Source organism: Sphingomonas epibiotica, assembly GCF_039615155.1.
Taxonomy (GTDB): domain Bacteria; phylum Pseudomonadota; class Alphaproteobacteria; order Sphingomonadales; family Sphingomonadaceae; genus Sphingomonas.
Window position 1 is genome coordinate 21,343 of the sequence record NZ_JBDGHY010000003.1, and the last position, 18,478, is coordinate 39,820.

The window sequence follows — 18,478 nt, forward strand, 5'->3', positions numbered from 1 at the left end:
GCCGTAGTTCGCGTCCGATGCACGTCGACCTGTTCGATTTCGAGCTGCCAACCGACCGGATTGCGCTACGCCCCGCCGCCCCGCGCGATGCGGCGCGGATGCTGGTGCTGGATGGCGACGCCACGCTCGATCGCGGCGTGCGCGACCTGCCCGATTGCCTCCGGCCGGGCGACCTGCTGGTGTTCAACGACACCCGCGTCATTCCGGCGCAACTGGAGGGGCGGCGCGGCGATGCGACGATCGGCGCGACGCTGCATAAACGCGAGGGGCCGCGACGCTGGCGCGCGTTCGTGCGCAACGGCCGGCGGCTGCGCGACGGCGACACGATCGATTTCGGTGCGGGCGTGACCGCGATCGCCGGCGACCGCGGCGAGGATGGCAGCTTCGCGCTCGACTTCGCCGGTGACGAACCGGTCGAACTGCTGCTGGAGCGCGCCGGGCGCATGCCGCTGCCGCCCTATATCGCCGCGAAGCGCGGCGGTGCCGATGCGCGCGATGCCGAGGATTACCAGACGCTGTTCGCGCGCGAAGCCGGGGCCGTCGCCGCCCCCACCGCCGCGCTGCACTTCACGCCGGAATTGATGGCAGCGCTGGAAGCCGCTGAGATCGGCCATGCGACGCTGACGCTGCATGTAGGCGCGGGCACCTTCCTGCCGGTCAAGGCGGAGGATACCGACGACCACCGGATGCACGCCGAATGGGGCCGCATCGACGCCGCGACCGCCGCCCGGCTCAACGCCGTCCGCGCCGCCGGCGGCCGGGTGATCGCGGTCGGCACCACTAGCCTGCGCCTGATCGAAAGCGCTTGCGACGAAGCGGGACAGGTCCAGCCGTTCGAAGGCGACACCGCGATCTTCATCACGCCCGGTTACCGTTTCCGTGGCATTGACGGCCTGATGACCAATTTCCACCTCCCAAAATCGACCTTGTTCATGCTGGTATCGGCCTTGATGGGGCGCGAACGGATGCAGGCGGCCTATGGCCACGCCATCGCCCAGGAATATCGCTTCTATTCCTATGGCGATGCCTCACTGCTCCTGCCGACTTGACAGCACGGCGCCGCAGGGTAATTGCGGAGGGCCCGAGCGGGTGTAGCTCAATGGTAGAGCAGAAGCTTCCCAAGCTTACGACGAGGGTTCGATTCCCTTCACCCGCTCCATGCCTAACCGCAGTTCAAAATGTTTCGCCGTTTCGGTTCATGGCTTCGGGATCGTGCTTGACCAGCGACCCGATCGCCGCACCTCCGTTCGCGACGCCCTGACGCTCGCTCGATCGATAGCGTCCGAATAGCGCGGTAACCGGTCGGGTCATCCGCCCCGTTCGAGCATCAGCGCGATACCCTGTCCGACGCCGATTCGCATGAACGCCATGGCATAGCGGCCGCCGGTGCGGTAAAGTTCCTCTACCGCCGTCTTGGCGATCGCGCGCCCGACATGCCGAGCGGATGGCCGAGCGCGATGGCGTCGCCGCTGCGGATCGCTCGACCGGCGCTGCCGACCGCATTCAGGCCCGATCCGCACAGCCGGTTGATCGTGCCGCCCGGCACCGTGTCGCGCAGGCCGGCGAACAGCACCGCCATGCGCGCGACGTTGGAATTGTCCTCGCCCGCCTGGTTGGCACCAGCGAAAGCCGTTTCCGCGTCGCCTGCACCCGCGTTGCCGGCATGTCGCCCGCCGCGATGCTCGACGAACGGGCGATGCTCGATGCCGAACGTGCGCTGCTCTACACCCATTTATCGGTGGCAGAGGTCGGCTATCATGCCGGCTTTGCCGATCCGGCTTATTTTACACGCTTCTTCACGCGCCATTTCGGCGTTTCACCGCGCCGTTTCCGCCTGGCGGGGAGCGAACCGCAATAGCGCGACCGCAGGCGATTCCGGTTTGACGCGGCCGATGGAACATGGCTTCGCACGCACATGAGCGAAGCCGTGCCCCATACCCGGACTCTCGGCCAGCTGGTCGGCTATCGACTGCGCCGTGCTTCGGCCGTTTTCGCGGCCGATTTCGCGGTCACGCTGGAGGGGACCGGTATCCGCCAGATCCCGATGGGCATCCTGTCGGTGGTGGCGGACAATCCGGGGATCAACCAGGGGACGGTCGGGCGGCTGCTCGGCATCAAGCGCGCCAATATGGTGCCGCTCATCAACGAACTGATCGAAAGCGGCCTGATCGTGCGCGAGACCGATCCGGCCGACCGCCGCGCCTTCACCCTGGCGATGTCGCCCGCCGGATCGGCGATGTTCGACGACTGTATCCGCCGGATCGAGGCGCATGAGGAACGGCTGCTCGCCGGCTTCACGAAGGCGGAGAAGGCGGTGCTGCTCGACCTGCTGGAGCGGATCGAGCAGCGGGCGGTGGCGGTCGATTAACGGCAATCGGCCCGGATCGGCGCGTGGAGGGCGACGCCCCCCTGCCCGACCGGATGGACGATCACCGGATTGAGGTCGATCTCGCGGATCGTCGGGGTACCGGTAAGGACGCGGGCGCAACCGCAGCGTTGGTCGCCGCGAGCCTGCAGCCGATGCCGAGGCCGAGGCCGACGATAACACGCCACAGAGATAGCTGCGCGATCCCGCCCGAGGTCGCCGCACCGAGCATTCCCGCGGTCATCACCGCGAGACAGGCGAGGAGGTTCCAGGGATCGGACGTCGCGGCTGCGGCATCGGCGGTCATGGCTTCGCTCTATCCTCCGGGGCGATGGTGACGCGCAGGCCGTCCAGCGACGGCAGTTGACACGACAGCCGCGAGCGTGCGGTGCGATGTTCGGATATGTCGAGCAGATCGTCCTCGCCGGCGCTCATCGGCGACCGGCCATCCAGTTGCGATTCATCGACAAGCACGTGGCAGGTCACGCACGAACAACAACCGCTGCACAGTGCCGACATCTCGTCGATGCCGGCGTTGCGGATCGCGCGCATGACGCTGGCACCAGAATCGGCGGCGATGGTGCGGGTGTCGCCGCTATGCGTGGTGATCGTGAGGGTCGGCATGGGGGCCTTTGAGCCTCATGGCAAATCCTTGAGCGCGACGCTTGCATCGGCGAGCGCGGCGCGGGGCGGCGTCGCGCCGCGTTCGATGAGCTTGCGGCCCTGGACATAGTCCCGGGTCGCGTTGACGCAGTCGAGCGCGATCACCCGGCCGGCGCGAAGATAGACGATCGAAAAGGACCGCGCCGCGGTGTCGCCGCGCACGACCAGATCGTCATGGCCGATCGACAGGCCGACCGTCTGCAGGCGCAGGTCATACTGGTTCGACCAGAACCACGGGAGGGCCGCATAGGGCGGCGCGGTGCCTTCGGTCAGAAGCGTGGCGACGGTCACCGCCTGATCATTGGCATTCTGCACGCTTTCGACGCGCAGTCGCGCACCGTCGGCAAAGGTGTTTTGGTGCGCGGCGCAATCGCCGATCGCATGGATGTCAGGCAGCGACGTGCGGCACTGTCCGTCGACATCGACGCCGTTGCCTCCGGCGGCACCGGCCGCGAGCAACGGCTCGACGGCGGGCATGATGCCGATGCCGACGATCACCATGTCGCAGTCGACGGCGGCGCCATCGGCCGTGCGCACCGACAGGCCGCCATCGACCGGTTCGATGCAATCCACGACGACGTTCAAGCGCAGATCGACCCCGGCGGCGCGATGTTCGGATGCGTAGAAAGCGGAGAGCGGCGCACCGGCGACGCGAGCGAGCAGCCGGTCCTGCGCCTCCAGCAGCGTCACCTGCTTGCCAGCCTTGATTAGAACCGCCGCTGCCTCCAACCCGATATAGCCGCCGCCGATGATGCATATGCGCCGGACCGCGCCCAGTTCGGCCATGATCGCGTCGGCATCGGCGCGGGTGCGCACGGCATGCACGCCGGGCAGGTCGTGACCGCTACACGTCAGCCGGCGCGGTGCACCGCCGGCCGCCCAAATCAGCACGCCATAGCCGATGGTCGCGCCGTCGGCCGTCTCCACCAAGTGCGCATCGGCGTCGACGCGAACGACACGCCGCCCAAGCAGTAGATCGACCTGTCGTTCGGTCCAGAAGGCAAGCGGGCGAATCAGGATGCGTTCGAACGGCTTGTCGCGGGCGAGATAGTCCTTCGACAGCGGCGGCCGTTCGTACGGCGGATCGGGTTCGTCGCCAACGATGGCGACGGTCCCGGCGAAGTTGCGCTGGCGCAGCGCGATCGCCGCCTGTGCCCCGCCATGACCGCCACCGACGATCAGCACGTCGTAGCGCGGCTGGCTCACGCGGTCGCCGCCGTTTCGCGGGCGATGGCGCGATCGATCATCAGGCGCGAGCGGACCCCGCCAGCATCGATATTGAGCTTCAGCAATTTGCGGTCGAGATGACGCGACAGATTGTCCTGTTGCCTCTCTATCATCTCCAGATCCTCCAAAAAGATCCTGCGCTGCCCTTCGCGAATGACGTCGGTCAGCGCGGCATCGTCGACCGCGAAGTGCCGGGCCATGCCCCAGAAATACCGGTGCGAGGCCTCGGTCTCGGGCGTGATAGTATCGACAACGATGCTCACCGCCTTTTGCGAACGATCGCCATGATAGCCGCCCTGCCCGGCCGGCGCGACGCCGACCTCGATCATCACATGATTGGGCAAAGCGAAGCGGCAGACTTGCCAGCGAACGACCAGCGCATCCTCCGGCCGGCCCGCGCCGCGCAGTGCCATCCGCCAGTAGCGCGGCGCGGGGATGTTTTTCATGTGGCGGCTGGTGACGACCTCGTCGTCCGTCGCGTCAGCCTTCACCGGGGCTTCGTCGATCTCCTTCTGGCCGATGCTGCTGGCATGGACATAGGTTTCGTGGGTCAGGTCCATCAGGTTGTCGATCATCAGCCGGTAATCGCAGGCGATATGGAACAGTCCGACGCCATAGGCCCAGTCGGGCTTTCGGCCCAGGGCAGCGGGTGCAGCCTGTCCGCCGGCGCCTGTTCGAGATCGCCGGGCCAGACCCGGATGAAGCCATAGCGTTCGATGACGGGGAAGGCGTGGGCCGGGGGAAACCTGCCGACCTGCTGCCCCGGCATGTTGTCGGGTCGGCTGCGGCAATCGACGGCAAGGCCGTGATAGCCGCACACCAGCGTGTCGCCGCGCACGAAACCGAGCGAAAGCGGCGCGCCGCGATGCGGGCAGAAATCCTCCAGCGCGATGACGCCGCCGCTTGCGGGGCGGAAAGAACACCATGCGCTGTCCGGTGACCTGGCGAGCGAGCGGCTGGTCGCCGACCTCGCCCGCGCTTGCCACGTCATACCAGGCGTCGAGCGGCCAGCTGGGTTGCGTTGCTGTCGTCATCACACTCTCCTGCCGAACTGCGTAGATTCATGACGAGCCGGACGCCATAGGCAGGTCGGGGGGTCGACCACCCTTTTCGTCCGGGAGGATTTCATGCGTCGAAACTGGCTTGGCGAAGCGCTTCACCGCCGCCAAGATCGCCGCGCTTCGCCGGGCCTTCGGCGCCGTTGCATGACCCCATCACAGGAATCGCCCGATGACCGTCCGTTCGCTTTCCCGTCGCGCCGCGTCGCTGGTCGCGCTGGCGCTGCTGTCGCCGAGCACATCGGCGCAGACGTCGCCGCCGACCGTGGCTGAACGTCCCGCCCCGCCCGCGGCATGGACGTCGGCGCCGTTCGTGCCGTTATGGACCGGTACGCCGCCGGGCGGCGGGTTCAAGGCGGGCGCGGTGCCGGCGAACGATCCCGCGACGTTCCTGCGCAATATCGATCGGCCGGGGCTGCGTGTGTTCAAGCCGGAACGGGCGAACGGGGCGTCGGTGCTGGTGATTCCGGGCGGTGCCTATACCTTCCTGTCGATCGGCAATGAGGGCGTTGACATCGCCGGGCGGCTGACCGCGCTCGGCTATACCGTCTATGTCCTGACCTATCGCCTGCCGGGCGAAGGGTGGGCGAACCGGGCCGATGTGCCGTTGCAGGATGCGCAGCGCGCCCTGCGCATGGTCCGCGCCGCCGCGACCCGCGACGGGCTGGACCCGCATCAGATCGCGGTGGTCGGTTTCTCGGCGGGCGGGCACCTGGCGGCGACGCTGGAGACCGATTTCGCGCAGACCGTCTATCCCCCACGCGATGCGACCGACCGGATCGACGCGCGGCCCGACGCGGCCGCGCTGATCTATCCGGTGATCGCCGCCGCCCCGCCCTTCACCCATGCGCAGTCGGCGGAGAAGCTGCTCGGCCCGAACCCCGATGCGGCGGCGGTCGCACGGCGGTCCCCGGCGCAGCATGTCACCGGGGCGACGCCGCCGACCTTTTTGCTGCATGCGATGGACGATGGCGCGGTGGTGCCCGACAACAGCCTGCTGATGATGGCGGCGCTGCGCAGGGCGGGACGCCCGGTCGAGGCGCATTTCCCGACCGAAGGCGGCCACGGCTTCGGTGTCGGCACGCCCACGATGCCCGCCGGCCATTGGGTCGAGATGTTCGACCGGTGGCTGCAACGCACCTTCGTCAAGGCAACACCACCGGCGGAGTGATTTGCCGGCTTGCAATCATCAGTCATTTAGCCATGCATCATAGCAATCCGGCGATGACCGGTTGGAGGGATGCAGCATGGCTGACACGATGCGGGTTTCGGAAGCCGACGGGTGGACCCGGCGCGGCCTGCTCGGCGTGTCGACGGCGCTGGCCGGGGCAGCGGCACTCCCGGGCTCGGCACAGGCGGCGCCCGAACGGCTGACCAGCATCGGCCTGACCTTTGCCTATGAAGCGATCGTGACGCTGGGCAAGACCGAGGAGGTCGGCGCGACTCCACTGGGCAAACGCATCCGCATCCCGATCACCGGCGGCCGGTTCAGCGGCCCCCGCCTTTCCGGCACGATCCTGCCCGAGGGGATGGACTGGCAACTGGTCCGGGCCGACGGCACGACGGTGCTGGAGGCGAGCTATCTGATGCGCGAGCGCGACGGGACGCTGATCCATATCCGCAATCGTGGGTTGATACGCGGATCGTATATCCGCACGACGCCCGAGTTCGAGGTGCCGCTAGGCAAGCATCAATGGCTTAACGAGGCGATCTTCCTCGGCACGGTCGGGGCGGCCGATCCGGCGGACGGCGCGGCGGTGCGCATCACCGTCTATCAGGTGGCATGACGATGGAAGCGAGGGCGATGCGACGGGCGATGACGCTGGGCGCGATACTGGCCGGATCGGCGCTGGCCGGTTGCGCCACGCCGACGACGCCCGCTGCAACGACGACGCTGGCCAAGGCGCAGGGCTGTGCCGCGCTGGTGAACGCGGGCGGATGGAGCGACCCGACGCTGCGCATCCTGGCCGCCGAGGAACGCGCCGCCGGCTGACGATCGACGCCGGACCGGGCGCGAAGACCCCGCCTTTGCCAGCCCATTGCGAGGTGACCGGGGTGCTGCACGAACGCACCGGGCAGGACGGACAGCGTTATGCGATCCGGTTCCGGATGCGGTTGCCCGATGCGTGGAACCGGCGGTTCGTGTTCCAGGGCGGCGGCGGGACCAATGGCGATATCGGCAATGCGGTCGGCCCCGCCACCGGCGGCGCGGTCGCACTGGCGCAGGGCTATGCCGTCATCAGCCAGGATTCGGGCCATTCGAACGCGACCAATGCCGATCCGGCGCGCGGCGGCGCGGTGTCGTTCGGGTTCGATGCGCAAGCGCGGGCGGACTATGGCCATGCGTCGCTGAAGGCCAGTTATGACACGGCGCGCGCGATCCTGCGCCGCTATTATCATGGCGAGCCGGCGCACAGCTATTTCGCCGGCTGTTCGAAGGGTGGACAGGAAGGCATGGCCTTTGCCCAGCGCTATCCCGAGGCGTTCGACGGCATCCTTGCCGCCGCGCCCGGTTTCGCGCTGCCAAAGGCGGCGATCGCCGAGGCGTGGGACACACAGACCTATGCCGCGCTGGTCCGCGCACCGGGCGAGACGAGCGTGCCGATCGCGCGGCTGGCGCAGGCGTTTTCGGATGCCGACCTGTCGCTGGCGCGCAGCGCGGTGCTGGCGGCGTGCGATGCGAAGGACGGGCTGAGCGACGGGCTGGTCGGCAATTTCGCGCAGTGCGGAACGGCCGAGGTGGTGCGCGAACTGCGCGCGCGACAATGCAGCGGGCAGAAGCAGCAAAGCTGCCTCGCCCCCGGTCAGATCGATGCGCTGGTCAAGGGGTTCGGCGGACCGCGCGACAGCCGGGGCAACGCCCTTTATGCCAGCTTCCCATGGGATGCGGGGCTCAGCGACAATGGCTGGCGGATCTGGAAACTGGGTCTGACCACCCCAGCCATTCCGGCGATCAACGCGGCGATGGGCGCACCGGCGCTGGCGACGATCTTCTCGACGCCGCCGCGTGCCTTGGGGCCGACGCCGCAGGCGGGGATGGACTATCAGCTCGGCTATGACTTCGATCGCGATCCGGCGGCGATCGATGCGACCGCGCCCGGTTTCCCCCGGTCGGCATGGATGGATATCGCGGCACGGTCGAGCGACCTGACGCGGTTCCGCGCGCGCGGCGGGCGGATGATCGTGCCGCACGGCGTGTCGGACCCAGTCTTCTCGATTAACGACACGATCGACTGGTGGAATCATGTCGACCGGCGCAGCAACGGCCGGGCGGCGTCATTCGTCCGGGTCTTCCCGGTGCCGGGCATGGCGCATTGCGCGGGCGGGCCGGCGACCGACCAGTTCGACGGCTTCGCCGCGCTGGTCCGCTGGGTCGAAGCGGGCAGCGCTCCCGACCGGATCGAGGCGGCGGCGGGAGCGACGACGCCATGGCCCGGCCGCACCCGCCCGCTCTGCCCCTATCCACTGGTCGCCCGGCCGATCGCCGGGGCGGGCGATACCGAGCGGGCGGCAGCGTTCGAGTGCCGGGCGTAGAACGTAATGACCGAGCTCAACCCGTCCGTCCCGAACCGGCATTGAGTCTGTCGAGTCGGTATCACCGTTCAGCGGCTGATCCAGTTGACCGGAACCGTCGCCCCAGCGGAGGCTGGGGCCTTGTGCGGCTCCTGTCTCGTGCCATCACCAGGAAATCCCAGCCTGCGCCGGGAGGACATCTGGTTCGATTGCGATGAATCACACCAGAGTCTGATGACAATAAGTAGAACCGTTCATGCTGAGTAGGGGCTGAGCGAAGTCGAAGACCCGTATCGAAGCACCTGTGGCACGGGTCCTTCGATACGCCATTTCGACAGGCTCAATGGCAACTCAGGACGAACGGATTGGCCTCATGTCATTATGTTCTAGAGCGGTCTCCGACCGATCTGCACCGTCACGACGGAGCCGATTTTTTGTTTGTGGTTAGGAGCGAGGAAGGAGCGGGGCATGGCCCCCGTGACTGACGAGGGACGCCGCCACAGACGAAAATCGGCCCGCCCCGAAGGGGTTTCGTCAGGAAGGCCGCCGGACGTCGTTGCGACGCTTGCAGGGGCAGACCAGCCCCTGCTTCGCGCCGCTCCTCGCCGGCAACCTTCCTGACGCAATCGTGATGGCGCAGATCGGTCGGAAACCGCTCTAGCGACAGCGTAACTCCGGCCCGCGCGTGGCGGGCCGGAGCACAGGTCAGGCGAGGTCGTAATCGGCGAGCTTGGTGGCGAAGCCCGCGGTGCCGGCCGTCTTCGACAGGCTGTAGAGATAATAGTCGACGCCGTCCTCGCTATACGATCCGTTATAGTAGAGCGTGGTGATCGTCTTGCCGGCTTCGTTCTTCATCGCGACGGATGCACCGTTGCCAAGGTCGAGGACCTTGTTGCGACCGAAGAGGATGACATTGTCATTGTCGCTATCGGCGATCTTGCGGGTGGTGACCAGCAGATCGCCGCTGCCGAAGTCGAGGATCGAGTCGCGCGACGCGCCGATGTCGCTGCCGAAGAAGAAGACGTCGGAGCTGCCCTTTCCGCCGATCAGCGTGTCCGCGCCGGCTCCACCGTCGAGCCAGTCGTCACCGGCGCCGCCCTCCAGCCGGTCGTTGCCCGCGCCGCCCTGCAACAGATCCTTGCCGGCATTGCCGATCAGGGTGTTGGCGACGGCGTTGCCGTACAGCTTGTCGTTGCCCGATCCGCCTCGCGCATTTTCGATGACGACGCCATTGGCGATGGTGTAGCCGCCATAGATGCCCTCGGCATAGGATACGCGCCCGCCGCCGCCGGTTTCGTAGCGCAGCGTCGCCGCGCGCAAATCGATCAGCGCGTCGCGCGCACCGTCATAGACGATCTGGTCGGTGCCCCCGGCATCCCATATCGACGAATAATAGGTGCCCGCCGCGTTGACGTCCTTGAGCGTATAGGTGTCGTTGCCGGTCGCGGTATCTTCGTTGACGCCGTATTTGTCCTGGATCGCGGCGATGTCGAACGCCATCAACCCGCCGAGATAGCCATAGCCCGCATCGGTCGGCGCGTTGCCATAGGGCGAATCCTGCCAGCCATCTTCGTACGACATCATTGTGAAGACGCCCTGGTTCAGCGCGAAATCGCCGGTCGTATAGTCGGCGACCCCGCCCCTTCGGACTCGACGCCGCGCATCACGCCCGAATGGCCGCCATTGTCGTGCGGATGGGCAAGACCATGGCCATGGCCGAATTCGTGGATCAGTGTGACGAAGGAGAAGCCGCCCTGCGCCAGATTCTTGGCGTTCCAGCGATTGTCGCCGGAGTTGAACAGCGCCGTACCCTCGTCCTTCTCCTGCGGCGGGCTCATTGATCCCAGCAGCGATACGCCGGGTCCCGGCGTACCCTGATAGGTGAAATATTCGAAATCTGCCGCGGCACGATCCTGCGTTTCGACATAGACGACGTCGGCGACCTTCTCGAACTCCTTCAGCGCGGTCCAGATCGCCTTGAGCTCGAAATCCTTGGCGCCGACCGCGACCGTCGCGGGCGGCAGGCTGGGCGAGGTCGGGTCTTCGGTAACGTACAGGTCACCGGCCTTGGCAAAATAGATGGTGACGACGTTCTTGCCGGTGATGCCGGTACCCTTGGCATCCGCGGTCTCCTGCGGATTGCCGGTGATATGGCCGGTTTCCTTGCCATCGGGGTTGCGGACGGTGCCGTCTACCTGCGTGCCCCAGTCGATCGCGTAGAGCGGGTTGTCGGTGCTGTAATAGGGGACGTAGCGCGGCTGTCCGGTCACGTCGTTGACCGACACCGAATAGTCACCGATCAGGTCGCCCTTGGTGCCGTCGGCGGGCGTGTTGTCATAGGCGCGGGCGTTGACGAAATAGGTCCCGCTAGTGGTCGGAGTATAGGTCAGGATCGCGTCGAACCCGCTATTCACAGTGTTGATCGTCGTGCTGGCCCCGCCATCGGCAGCGGTGATGATCTTGCCCGACGCATCATAGAGTTCGAGATAGCTATCGGCGAGCGGTACGCCGGTCGGGCCACCGGCCTTGGTGAACATGCCGATTTCGTAGGTCTTTCCGGCGACCAATTGCACCTTGAAGAAATCCTGGTCACCGATCGTGCCGAGCGTCGATACGGTCGCAGGCGCCCCCACGGTCAGCGTCGCGTTGGTCGAGGTATCGTCGGCGATATCGGGTTCGAGCACTAGCAGTGCCGACGTCAACGTCGAGGCGCCGTCGGCAAGATATTCACGATGATGCATGCGTCAAATCCCCATCGACTGCGGGAGGGCATGACGGGCCGGCATCGCGTCTTCGCAAGATCGGGCGACGAATTGGCGATGCGGGGTCAGGGCACTCCCAAGATGAATGCTCGAAAGCAAGGCTTTGTTCGTCCCGGCCGCAAGGTTCGTGGCCGATGGGGAATGGTTAAGGCGAAATTTCCGGCAATGCAAAGAACGGAACCGTACGGTGTTGCCACCGACTCCATGCCGTAGCGTTTTCTATCGATAACAACGATTAAGCGGACGCAGCACCTCTATACGCCGACTTATCTCGTGTTTTATTACCGGCATATTGTTGGTTTTTTCCGCTTGTGACGCGACGTAGCGTTTTCATGGCACGGTGAACGGTGTGCGGCAAAGCCAGCGGCTTTGGCACGGATCCCATCCTGTCACACCGGCGGCAGGCGTTCTCGCGCAGATAGTTGGCGACCCCGCCCCGCCATTCGACGCGCCATGCCGTATGCTCGGCCGGCTGCACCGGCGGCCTATCGGCTGGCCGTCGACACCTGAATGGACGGGGGCGATCGTTACTCCGCCTTTTGTCGTCACGACCGCAGGATTATGCTTTCGCTGTTGATGTTTGAACCAGCCGTGCTGCTCATAACCCCGGCAATTCGGATCAGGCGGCGCGGTCGCTACGGAAGTCGCCATGGACTACGACGCTGCCGGTCCGGCCGGGTTCGGCACGACCGGCGCCACGCGGCAGGATGAAGCGGCCGACCTGTCCGGCAAGCTGATCGGCATGATCGGCGAGCGTCCGCGCAGCGGCGGTCGCCTGTTCGACCATCGCCGCGTTGCGCTGGGTCACGGCGTCCATTTCGCAGACGGCGGTATTGACCTGTTGCAGCCCGATCGACTGGTGTTCGGACGATTCGGCGATGCGGTGGACTAGCGCGCTGACCTCGCCGATGCGATCGACGATCCGACGCAGTGCGTTGCCGGTCTCGTTGACCAGCGCGACGCCGGTGTCGACCTGCTCGCTCGACGCGGTGATCCGGAGCTTTACATCACGCGCCGCATCGGCGGAGCGCTGCGCCAGCGCGCGGACTTCGCTGGCGACGACCGCGAACCCCTTGCCCGCATCACCGGCCCGTGCCGCCTCCACGCCGGCATTCAACGCCAGCAGGTTGGTCTGGAAGGCGATGCCGTCAATCACGCTGATGATGTCGCTGATCTCGTTCGAGGCGCGTTCGATCGACCCCATCGCATGGACGGCGCGGTCGACCACCGCCCCGGACTGGTTCGCCTCCTCGCGCGCCTGATCGACGACCAGCTTGGCCTGCGCCGCGCCGCTGGCGGTCTGGCGAACGGTGCCGGTGATCTGATCCATCGCCGCCGCCGTTTCCTCGAGACTGGCCGCCTGCTGTTCGGTGCGTTGCGACAGCGCGTCGGACGCGCGGCTGATGTCGAGCGCGCCTTCGTTGATGCTGTCGCTGGCCGACGCGACTGCCTGCAACGCGTCGGCGACAGCACCCATCGCCCGGTTATAGTCGTGCCGCAGCTGCTCGGTCTCGTCGGGAAACGCGGTGTCGATACGGTGGCTGAGGTCGTTGTCGGCGAGGCGGGTCAATCCCGCGCCAAGCGACGCGACCACTTGTTGCTGCATGCTCGACGTTGCATCCAGCCGGAGGCCATTGTTGCGGAACGTCGCCATCGCCCGCGCCATCCGGCCGACACAGTCACGATAGTCGGAAAAGGGGATCGGCGCATCGAACTCGCCCGCCGCCAGCGCCTCCATGCGCACGACCGTCGTGACATAGGGGTCGCAAATCAGTTTGCGCGCGACCAGCGAGACCAGCACGATCGACACCACGCTCGCCACCGCCGCCGCGACATAGGGCATCGCCGGACCGCCGGCGGACGGCGACAACAACGCCACCGCGAGCGGAAGCGACGCCAGCGATCCGTTCAGGATCGCAAGCGCCACGAACTTGACCCGGATGGGCGCGTCGGCCTTGAACCAGCGAACCACGGGATACTTCTCCTGAACGACGTAACGGCGGCCACCCTGTGTGCGCCATTCGCGAACGAAGCATTAATACAACGCGCCACGAAACCACCGATCCCGCCGATCGATCGGGCAAAGATCTGATTTCGCTCGTTTTCCAATCATCACCTTTTGGTACGAGGGTACGCCTGCGAACGATCTATCCCTCCGTCGCCAGCCGTGGATCGGGACCGACTGCCGCATCGAAAACCCGGTGCCATGTGCCATCCGCCGGTCGTTATCCTGCATCAGTCGACATGTCGCAAAATGAACCGCCCATTAATGTCGTTATCGATTCCTCTACTTGTAAATGTCGATTTTACTTTGCTTTCTGCTTCTACAATCGATGCGATGCCCGGCCGATTTACTGTTTGTTAACCAGTGTTCACACATTTTAAGCATCGGTAGACGGCACCGGTCCCTGTCCGGTCGACATACCCTGTATCTAGTATTCAGGCAGAGGCAGAGGCAGAAAGCGAATGGGATATCATCCTTCGGCGCTCGGTAGCTTCCGGGATTGGCCGCATGCCGGCATCAACAAGCTGTATCGCGACGGCGACCGCGCCGTGCGCGATCTGGCCATTGATCGCAGCGGCGTATTGGGGCGGATGCGCGACCCCGAACTGGCGACGATCGTCGGCTTCACCGCGGCGGAGTACAAGACGGCGATGGCCGGCCTGTCGATCGTCACCGGTCGGCGGCAAATCCTGCTCGGCGCGATCGGGACCGATGTCTATGAAACACCGCTGGAAGACTCCTTCTGCGCCGTCGCGGTCCAGCGCCCCGACGAACCGCTGATCGTGCCCGACGCCACGCGCGACCCGCGGTTCGCCACCTTCCGCACGGTGACCGGCCAGCCCTTCGTGCGCTTCTATGCCGGGGTTCCGGTGCTCGATCGCAACGGCTTCGCATTGGGCGCGCTGTGCATCGCCGACCGGACGCCGCGCCACGAGGCGTTCGACCCGACCATGTTGCTGATCCGCGCGCGCGAGATCGAACGGCTGCTTCGCTCGTAGAATCGAATGACCCGACAAAGCCTTACCGGGTTGCGACGCGGTCGTTTCCCGGTACGATCCCGACGATAACATGTTGGGAGAGATGGCAATGACCGCGCGCTTCGACCGCCGTACCCTGTTGGCCGGCGGCCTCGCCGCTTCCACCGCCGGCGTCCTGCCAATGAACGAGGCATTTGCCCAGCGGCGCCGGACCTCGGCCAACGACAAGCTTCAGGTCGGCCTGATCGGCTGCAAGGGCATGGGCTGGTCCAATCTGAGCGCGATGCTGAAGGGATCGGACGTGGTGCCGGTCGCGCTGTGCGACGTCGATGCCCGGGTACTGGCCGAGCGCGGGGCGGAGCTGAAGAAGGCGTCGGGGCGTGCGCCGCGGCTGTACGACGATTATCGCCGGATGCTCGACGACCGGTCGGTCGACGCGGTCATCATCGCCACCCCCGATCATTGGCACGCGCTACAACTGACCGATGCGATGTCGGCGGGCAAAGATGCCTATTGCGAAAAGCCGCTGGGCAATTCGATCGCCGAATGCCGGGCGATGGTCGCCGCCAAGCAACGGCACAACCGCGTGGTACAGGTCGGCCAGTGGCAGCGCAGCAACCAGCATTGGGCCGACGCGATCGCGCTGGTCCAGGGCGGCGGCATCGGCCGGGTGCGGAAGGTCAAGGCATGGGCCTATATGGGATGGATGAAGCGGGTCGCGCCGCAACCCGATCAGGCGGTACCGGCGGGCGTCGATTATGATCGCTGGCTGGGACCGGCGCCGGCGCGCGCGTTCAATCCCAACCGCTTCCATTTCAGCTGGCGCTGGTATTGGGACTATGCCGGCGGGTTGATGACCGACTGGGGCGTGCACCTGATGGACATCGCGCTGCTGGGGATGAAGGCATCGGTGCCGAAGTCGGTCAGTTCGCTGGGCGGTGCCTATGGCTATCCCGATTCCGCGATGGAGACACCCGATACCCAGACCGCGATCTTCGATTTCGGCGACTATTCGGTCGAATGGGAACATGCCGTCGGTATCAGCCACGGCCCCTATGGCGGGCGCGACCATGGCGTGGCGTTCGTCGGCGAAACGGGAACGCTGGTCGTCGATCGCGGTCAGTGGCAGGTGTTTCCGGAGATCAGCGACGGCAAGCCGCTGACGCGCGAGGTACCGGTGACCAAGTCGAGCGACAACGGCATCGAGCGCCACACCGCCGACTTCGTCGCCTGCGTCAAGGATCGCACGCGCACCCCGGCCTGCCCGATCGAGTCCGCCGCCAATACCGCGATCGTTTGCCAGATGGGCAATATCGGCTGGAAAACCGGGCGGAAGGTGCATTGGGACGCGGCGGCAGGACAGTTCACCGGCGACGCCGATGCCAATGCGCTCATCACGCCCCGCTATCGCGCGCCCTATCGTTTGCCGGCCTGACGCAGCGGGGACGTCGGCTTCGCGTCAGTCGTCCTCGTCCTCGAAGCCGACCAGATCGAGCGCGCGCGCCTTGATCTGGCGGGTCATGCACCAATGGACCAGCGCATCCTCGCGGCCGTGCGTGACCCACACTTCCTTGGGTGCGATTTCGGTCAGGGTTTGGGTCAGTTCGTCCCAGTCGGCATGGTCGGACAGGATCAGCGGCAGTTCGACGCCGCGCTGGCGGGCACGCTGGCGGACGCGCATCCAGCCGCTGGCCATCGCGGTGATCGGGTCGGGCAGCCGCCGCGACCAGCGATCGCCCAGCGCCGAGGGCGGCGCGACGATGATCCGGCCCTGCAACTCCGCCTTGGTCGCGCCCGCCACGGGTCGTAACTCGCCCAGGTCGACGCCCAGATCGACATAGAGGTCGCACAAACGCTGCATCGCGCCGTGGAGGTAGATCGGATCGTCGAACCCCATCGCCCGCGCCTCGGCGATCACCCGCTGCGCCTTGCCCAGCGCATAGGCCCCTACCAGCACGCAGCGTTCGGGTTCGGTGCGTAGCGCCGCGAGCAACTTGTCGATCTCGTCGCGGGTCTCGGGATGGCGGAAGACGGGCAGGCCGAACGTCGCCTCGGTCACGAACACGTCGCACGGCACCGGCTGGAACGGAACGCAGGTCGGATCGGCACGGCGCTTGTAATCGCCCGACACGACGACGCGTTCGCCCTGATGGTCGAGTACGATCTGCGCCGATCCCAGCACATGGCCGGCGGGGACGAAGGAAATGTCGACCTCGCCCATGCGGAGGGTTTCGCCATAGGCGACCGCCACGCCGTTCTGCGGGCCGTAGCGCGTGTCCATGATCGCCAGCGTCTCGGGCGTCGCCCACACCGTCTGGTGCCCGCCGCGCGCGTGATCGGCATGACCGTGCGTCACCAGTGCGCGTTCGACCGGTTCGGACGGGTCGATCCACATGTCGATCGCCGGAATATGGATGCCGGTCGGGTGCGGCGTGATCCAGCGAGCAAGGGCCATGGCGGACAGATGGGGCGCATGGTCTGACCTGCCAAGGTCATCGAACCGACATATCAGCGTGATAGCGCACAAGCCGTTCGTAACGATTGCCAGCCCTTGCCGACGCCCGCTCCACCCCGTTTCAGCCTGTTTGCGGCGGGCATGGCCGCCTTCTGCGTCTATTTCGCGATGTACGCCTTTCGCAAGCCGATCATGGCGGTCGGCTTCACCGATCAGAGCGCGTGGTGGCCGGGGCTGGATTACAAGGCGACGCTGATTATCGCGCAGGCGATCGGCTATGCGCTGTCGAAGATGCTGGGGGTGAAGGTCGTCGCCGAACATGCGACCGGCGCACGCGCGCGGCTGATCCTCGCGCTGGTTGGTGCGGCATGGACGGCGCTGCTAGGCTTCGCGCTGCTGCCGCCGCGGTTCGGGCCGGTGTGCCTGTTCCTGAACGGATTGCCGCTGGGGATGATCTGGGGGCTCGTCTTCAGCTATCTGGAGGGACGGCGCGTGTCGGAAATGCTGGCGGCGATGCTGACCGCCAGCTTCATTCTGTCGTCGGGCGCGACCAAGACCGCGGGCGCGCTGTTGGTGCAGCACGGCCTGTCGCCCTTCTGGATGCCGGCAGTGACCGGATTGTTGTTCGCGCCGGTGCTGGTCGTGGCGCTGATCGTGCTGGCGCGGACCCCACCGCCCGATGCCGCCGATCGCGCGGCAAGAGGCGTGCGGGTGGCGATGGATGGCACGGCGCGACGTGCCTATGTCCGGGCGCATGCGCTGCCGCTGACGCTATTGATCCTCGGCTATACGCTGCTGACGGGCTTGCGCGATTTCCGCGACAATTTCGCCGCCGAGATCTGGGGCGACCTCGGCAACGGCGCGCCTGCGGCGATCTTTTCGATCACCGAGGTACCGGTGACGATCGTCGTGCTGATCGGCATGGCGTTGCTGGCTAAGATCCGCAGCAACCTGCGTGCGTTGCTGGCGATCCATGGCGCGATCCTGTTCGGCGCGCTGGCGCTGGGCGGGGCGACGCTGCTGTTCCGGCTGGGCATGATCGGGCCGGTCGCATGGACGGTGTGGATCGGGATCGGCATCTACAGCGCCTATGCCCCGTTCAGCGCGGTGCTGTTCGACCGGATGATGGCGCTGGGCAAGTCGCCGGGCAATGCCGGCTTCCTGATCTATCTAGGCGATTCGTTCGGCTATGCCGGCAGTGTCGGCCTGTTGCTCCTACGCGAGCTGGCCGACGATCGCGCGCCGTGGCTGGGGTTCTTTACCGGAGCGACGCTTGCGACGGCGCTGGTGCTAGGCGGGGGTGCGTTGTTGTCGGCACTGTGGTTCCGGCGACGGTTTACGGCTGAATCATGATGATATCGCTTTGATATCCACATTTCCTCGGCCACCTTCATCATCCGTCACACACCCGTCATCAAGATCCGCCAAAGGCGGGTCGGGAGCCGGACGACCG

19 protein-coding genes, 1 tRNA gene and 1 pseudogene are annotated in these 18,478 nt (G+C 66.2%); 11 read left to right on the forward strand and 10 right to left on the reverse strand.

The features are described from left to right. The first annotated feature begins 17 nt into the window (after positions 1 to 17). Complete coding sequence (gene queA / locus AAIO73_RS06510; protein WP_345876939.1) at positions 18 to 1,049, forward strand: tRNA preQ1(34) S-adenosylmethionine ribosyltransferase-isomerase QueA; 1,032 nt, start codon at positions 18 to 20, stop codon at positions 1,047 to 1,049. A gap of 36 nt (positions 1,050 to 1,085) precedes the next feature. After that, positions 1,086 to 1,159 (forward strand) — tRNA-Gly (locus AAIO73_RS06515). Between the two features lie 300 nt (positions 1,160 to 1,459). Here the strand turns inward: AAIO73_RS06515 and AAIO73_RS06520 are convergent. Further along, a pseudogene (locus AAIO73_RS06520) lies at positions 1,460 to 1,618 on the reverse strand (thiolase family protein); the annotation flags it as partial. Here AAIO73_RS06520 and AAIO73_RS06525 point away from each other — a divergent pair. Continuing rightward, on the forward strand, positions 1,610 to 1,858 hold the full coding sequence (locus AAIO73_RS06525) for a helix-turn-helix domain-containing protein (RefSeq protein ID WP_345877343.1): 249 nt from the start codon (positions 1,610 to 1,612) through the stop codon (positions 1,856 to 1,858). The pseudogene AAIO73_RS06520 and the gene AAIO73_RS06525 sit on opposite strands and share 9 nt — an antisense overlap. A 57-nt stretch (positions 1,859 to 1,915) precedes the next feature. Continuing rightward, positions 1,916 to 2,368: a MarR family winged helix-turn-helix transcriptional regulator gene (locus AAIO73_RS06530; protein WP_345876940.1), complete on the forward strand. Its 453-nt coding sequence runs from the start codon at positions 1,916 to 1,918 to the stop codon at positions 2,366 to 2,368. Positions 2,369 to 2,429: 61 nt separating this feature from the next. Here the strand turns inward: AAIO73_RS06530 and AAIO73_RS06535 are convergent, their stop codons facing one another. The 5 genes from AAIO73_RS06535 to AAIO73_RS06555 are packed head-to-tail and all read right to left on the reverse strand — an operon-like array spanning position 2,430 to position 5,246. Continuing rightward, the gene (locus AAIO73_RS06535) at positions 2,430 to 2,672 is read right to left on the reverse strand and encodes a hypothetical protein (RefSeq protein ID WP_345876941.1); all 243 of its coding nucleotides are present in this window, start codon (positions 2,670 to 2,672) and stop codon (positions 2,430 to 2,432) included. Further along, positions 2,669 to 2,989 (reverse strand): 2Fe-2S iron-sulfur cluster-binding family protein, encoded by a 321-nt coding sequence (locus AAIO73_RS06540; protein WP_345876942.1) that lies wholly within the window; start codon positions 2,987 to 2,989, stop codon positions 2,669 to 2,671. The genes AAIO73_RS06535 and AAIO73_RS06540 overlap by 4 nt, the downstream gene beginning before the upstream one ends. A 15-nt stretch (positions 2,990 to 3,004) precedes the next feature. After that, a complete protein-coding gene (locus AAIO73_RS06545; protein ID WP_345876943.1) occupies positions 3,005 to 4,234 on the reverse strand; it encodes an NAD(P)/FAD-dependent oxidoreductase in 1,230 nt (409 codons plus the stop codon). Beyond that, positions 4,231 to 4,830: a hypothetical protein gene (locus AAIO73_RS06550; protein ID WP_345876944.1), complete on the reverse strand. Its 600-nt coding sequence runs from the start codon at positions 4,828 to 4,830 to the stop codon at positions 4,231 to 4,233. Before AAIO73_RS06550 ends, AAIO73_RS06545 begins: the two co-directional genes overlap by 4 nt. Further along, entirely contained in the window at positions 4,830 to 5,246 is a 417-nt protein-coding gene (locus AAIO73_RS06555) for a Rieske 2Fe-2S domain-containing protein (protein WP_345876945.1), read from the reverse strand. Before AAIO73_RS06555 ends, AAIO73_RS06550 begins: the two co-directional genes overlap by 1 nt. Before the next feature lie 239 nt (positions 5,247 to 5,485). Between AAIO73_RS06555 and AAIO73_RS06560 the strand changes: the two genes are divergently transcribed. The 4 genes from AAIO73_RS06560 to AAIO73_RS06575 all read left to right on the forward strand — a co-directional run bounded on the left by AAIO73_RS06560 (position 5,486) and on the right by AAIO73_RS06575 (position 8,847). Next, positions 5,486 to 6,484 (forward strand): alpha/beta hydrolase, encoded by a 999-nt coding sequence (locus tag AAIO73_RS06560; protein WP_345876946.1) that lies wholly within the window; start codon positions 5,486 to 5,488, stop codon positions 6,482 to 6,484. A 76-nt stretch (positions 6,485 to 6,560) separates the two neighbouring features. After that, positions 6,561 to 7,100, forward strand: coding sequence for a DUF3237 family protein (locus AAIO73_RS06565; protein WP_345876947.1), 540 nt, complete (start codon positions 6,561 to 6,563; stop codon positions 7,098 to 7,100). Beyond that, the gene (locus AAIO73_RS06570; RefSeq protein ID WP_345876948.1) at positions 7,097 to 7,306 is read left to right on the forward strand and encodes a hypothetical protein; all 210 of its coding nucleotides are present in this window, start codon (positions 7,097 to 7,099) and stop codon (positions 7,304 to 7,306) included. The genes AAIO73_RS06565 and AAIO73_RS06570 overlap by 4 nt, the downstream gene beginning before the upstream one ends. Continuing rightward, positions 7,252 to 8,847 (forward strand): tannase/feruloyl esterase family alpha/beta hydrolase, encoded by a 1,596-nt coding sequence (locus AAIO73_RS06575; protein WP_345876949.1) that lies wholly within the window; start codon positions 7,252 to 7,254, stop codon positions 8,845 to 8,847. Before AAIO73_RS06570 ends, AAIO73_RS06575 begins: the two co-directional genes overlap by 55 nt. A gap of 684 nt (positions 8,848 to 9,531) precedes the next feature. Here the strand turns inward: AAIO73_RS06575 and AAIO73_RS06580 are convergent. From AAIO73_RS06580 to AAIO73_RS06590, 3 genes are all read right to left on the reverse strand, one after another. Next, positions 9,532 to 10,410, reverse strand: a complete 879-nt coding sequence (locus tag AAIO73_RS06580; protein ID WP_345876950.1) for a M10 family metallopeptidase C-terminal domain-containing protein — start codon at positions 10,408 to 10,410, stop codon at positions 9,532 to 9,534. A 17-nt stretch (positions 10,411 to 10,427) separates the two neighbouring features. Continuing rightward, complete coding sequence (locus AAIO73_RS06585) at positions 10,428 to 11,567, reverse strand: matrixin family metalloprotease (protein ID WP_345876951.1); 1,140 nt, start codon at positions 11,565 to 11,567, stop codon at positions 10,428 to 10,430. A gap of 640 nt (positions 11,568 to 12,207) precedes the next feature. Then, positions 12,208 to 13,560, reverse strand: a complete 1,353-nt coding sequence (locus AAIO73_RS06590; protein WP_345876952.1) for a methyl-accepting chemotaxis protein — start codon at positions 13,558 to 13,560, stop codon at positions 12,208 to 12,210. 494 nt (positions 13,561 to 14,054) lie between these two features. On the opposite strand from AAIO73_RS06590, the gene AAIO73_RS06595 reads away from it, so the two are divergent. Together AAIO73_RS06595 and AAIO73_RS06600 are read left to right on the forward strand one after the other, a co-directional pair. After that, on the forward strand, positions 14,055 to 14,591 hold the full coding sequence (locus AAIO73_RS06595; protein ID WP_345876953.1) for a GAF domain-containing protein: 537 nt from the start codon (positions 14,055 to 14,057) through the stop codon (positions 14,589 to 14,591). Between the two features lie 88 nt (positions 14,592 to 14,679). Next, positions 14,680 to 16,005 carry a Gfo/Idh/MocA family protein gene (locus AAIO73_RS06600; RefSeq protein ID WP_345876954.1) on the forward strand — a complete coding sequence of 442 codons (1,326 nt, stop codon included), beginning with the start codon at positions 14,680 to 14,682 and terminating at the stop codon, positions 16,003 to 16,005. 24 nt (positions 16,006 to 16,029) lie between these two features. Here AAIO73_RS06600 and AAIO73_RS06605 read toward each other — a convergent pair whose 3' ends face one another. Further along, positions 16,030 to 17,025: a ligase-associated DNA damage response exonuclease gene (locus AAIO73_RS06605; RefSeq protein ID WP_345876955.1), complete on the reverse strand. Its 996-nt coding sequence runs from the start codon at positions 17,023 to 17,025 to the stop codon at positions 16,030 to 16,032. Between the two features lie 96 nt (positions 17,026 to 17,121). On the opposite strand from AAIO73_RS06605, the gene AAIO73_RS06610 reads away from it, so the two are divergent. Continuing rightward, positions 17,122 to 18,378, forward strand: a complete 1,257-nt coding sequence (locus tag AAIO73_RS06610; protein WP_345876956.1) for a DUF5690 family protein — start codon at positions 17,122 to 17,124, stop codon at positions 18,376 to 18,378. Positions 18,379 to 18,478 lie beyond the last annotated feature (100 nt).

Bases quoted from the DNA above. Each gene is read 5' to 3' on its own strand.
- queA (WP_345876939.1), top strand. From the start codon at position 18: ATGCACGTCGACCTGTTCGATTTCGAGCTGCCAACCGACCGGATTGCG.
- AAIO73_RS06530 (WP_345876940.1), top strand. From the start codon at position 1,916: ATGAGCGAAGCCGTGCCCCATACCCGGACTCTCGGCCAGCTGGTCGGC.
- AAIO73_RS06535 (WP_345876941.1), bottom strand. From the start codon at position 2,672: ATGACCGCCGATGCCGCAGCCGCGACGTCCGATCCCTGGAACCTCCTC.
- AAIO73_RS06540 (WP_345876942.1), bottom strand. From the start codon at position 2,989: ATGCCGACCCTCACGATCACCACGCATAGCGGCGACACCCGCACCATC.
- AAIO73_RS06550 (WP_345876944.1), bottom strand. From the start codon at position 4,830: ATGATCGACAACCTGATGGACCTGACCCACGAAACCTATGTCCATGCC.
- AAIO73_RS06555 (WP_345876945.1), bottom strand. From the start codon at position 5,246: ATGACGTGGCAAGCGCGGGCGAGGTCGGCGACCAGCCGCTCGCTCGCC.
- AAIO73_RS06560 (WP_345876946.1), top strand. From the start codon at position 5,486: ATGACCGTCCGTTCGCTTTCCCGTCGCGCCGCGTCGCTGGTCGCGCTG.
- AAIO73_RS06565 (WP_345876947.1), top strand. From the start codon at position 6,561: ATGGCTGACACGATGCGGGTTTCGGAAGCCGACGGGTGGACCCGGCGC.
- AAIO73_RS06570 (WP_345876948.1), top strand. From the start codon at position 7,097: ATGACGATGGAAGCGAGGGCGATGCGACGGGCGATGACGCTGGGCGCG.
- AAIO73_RS06575 (WP_345876949.1), top strand. From the start codon at position 7,252: ATGGAGCGACCCGACGCTGCGCATCCTGGCCGCCGAGGAACGCGCCGC.
- AAIO73_RS06580 (WP_345876950.1), bottom strand. From the start codon at position 10,410: ATGATGTCGTACGAAGATGGCTGGCAGGATTCGCCCTATGGCAACGCG.
- AAIO73_RS06585 (WP_345876951.1), bottom strand. From the start codon at position 11,567: ATGCATCATCGTGAATATCTTGCCGACGGCGCCTCGACGTTGACGTCG.
- AAIO73_RS06595 (WP_345876953.1), top strand. From the start codon at position 14,055: ATGGGATATCATCCTTCGGCGCTCGGTAGCTTCCGGGATTGGCCGCAT.
- AAIO73_RS06600 (WP_345876954.1), top strand. From the start codon at position 14,680: ATGACCGCGCGCTTCGACCGCCGTACCCTGTTGGCCGGCGGCCTCGCC.
- AAIO73_RS06605 (WP_345876955.1), bottom strand. From the start codon at position 17,025: ATGGCCCTTGCTCGCTGGATCACGCCGCACCCGACCGGCATCCATATT.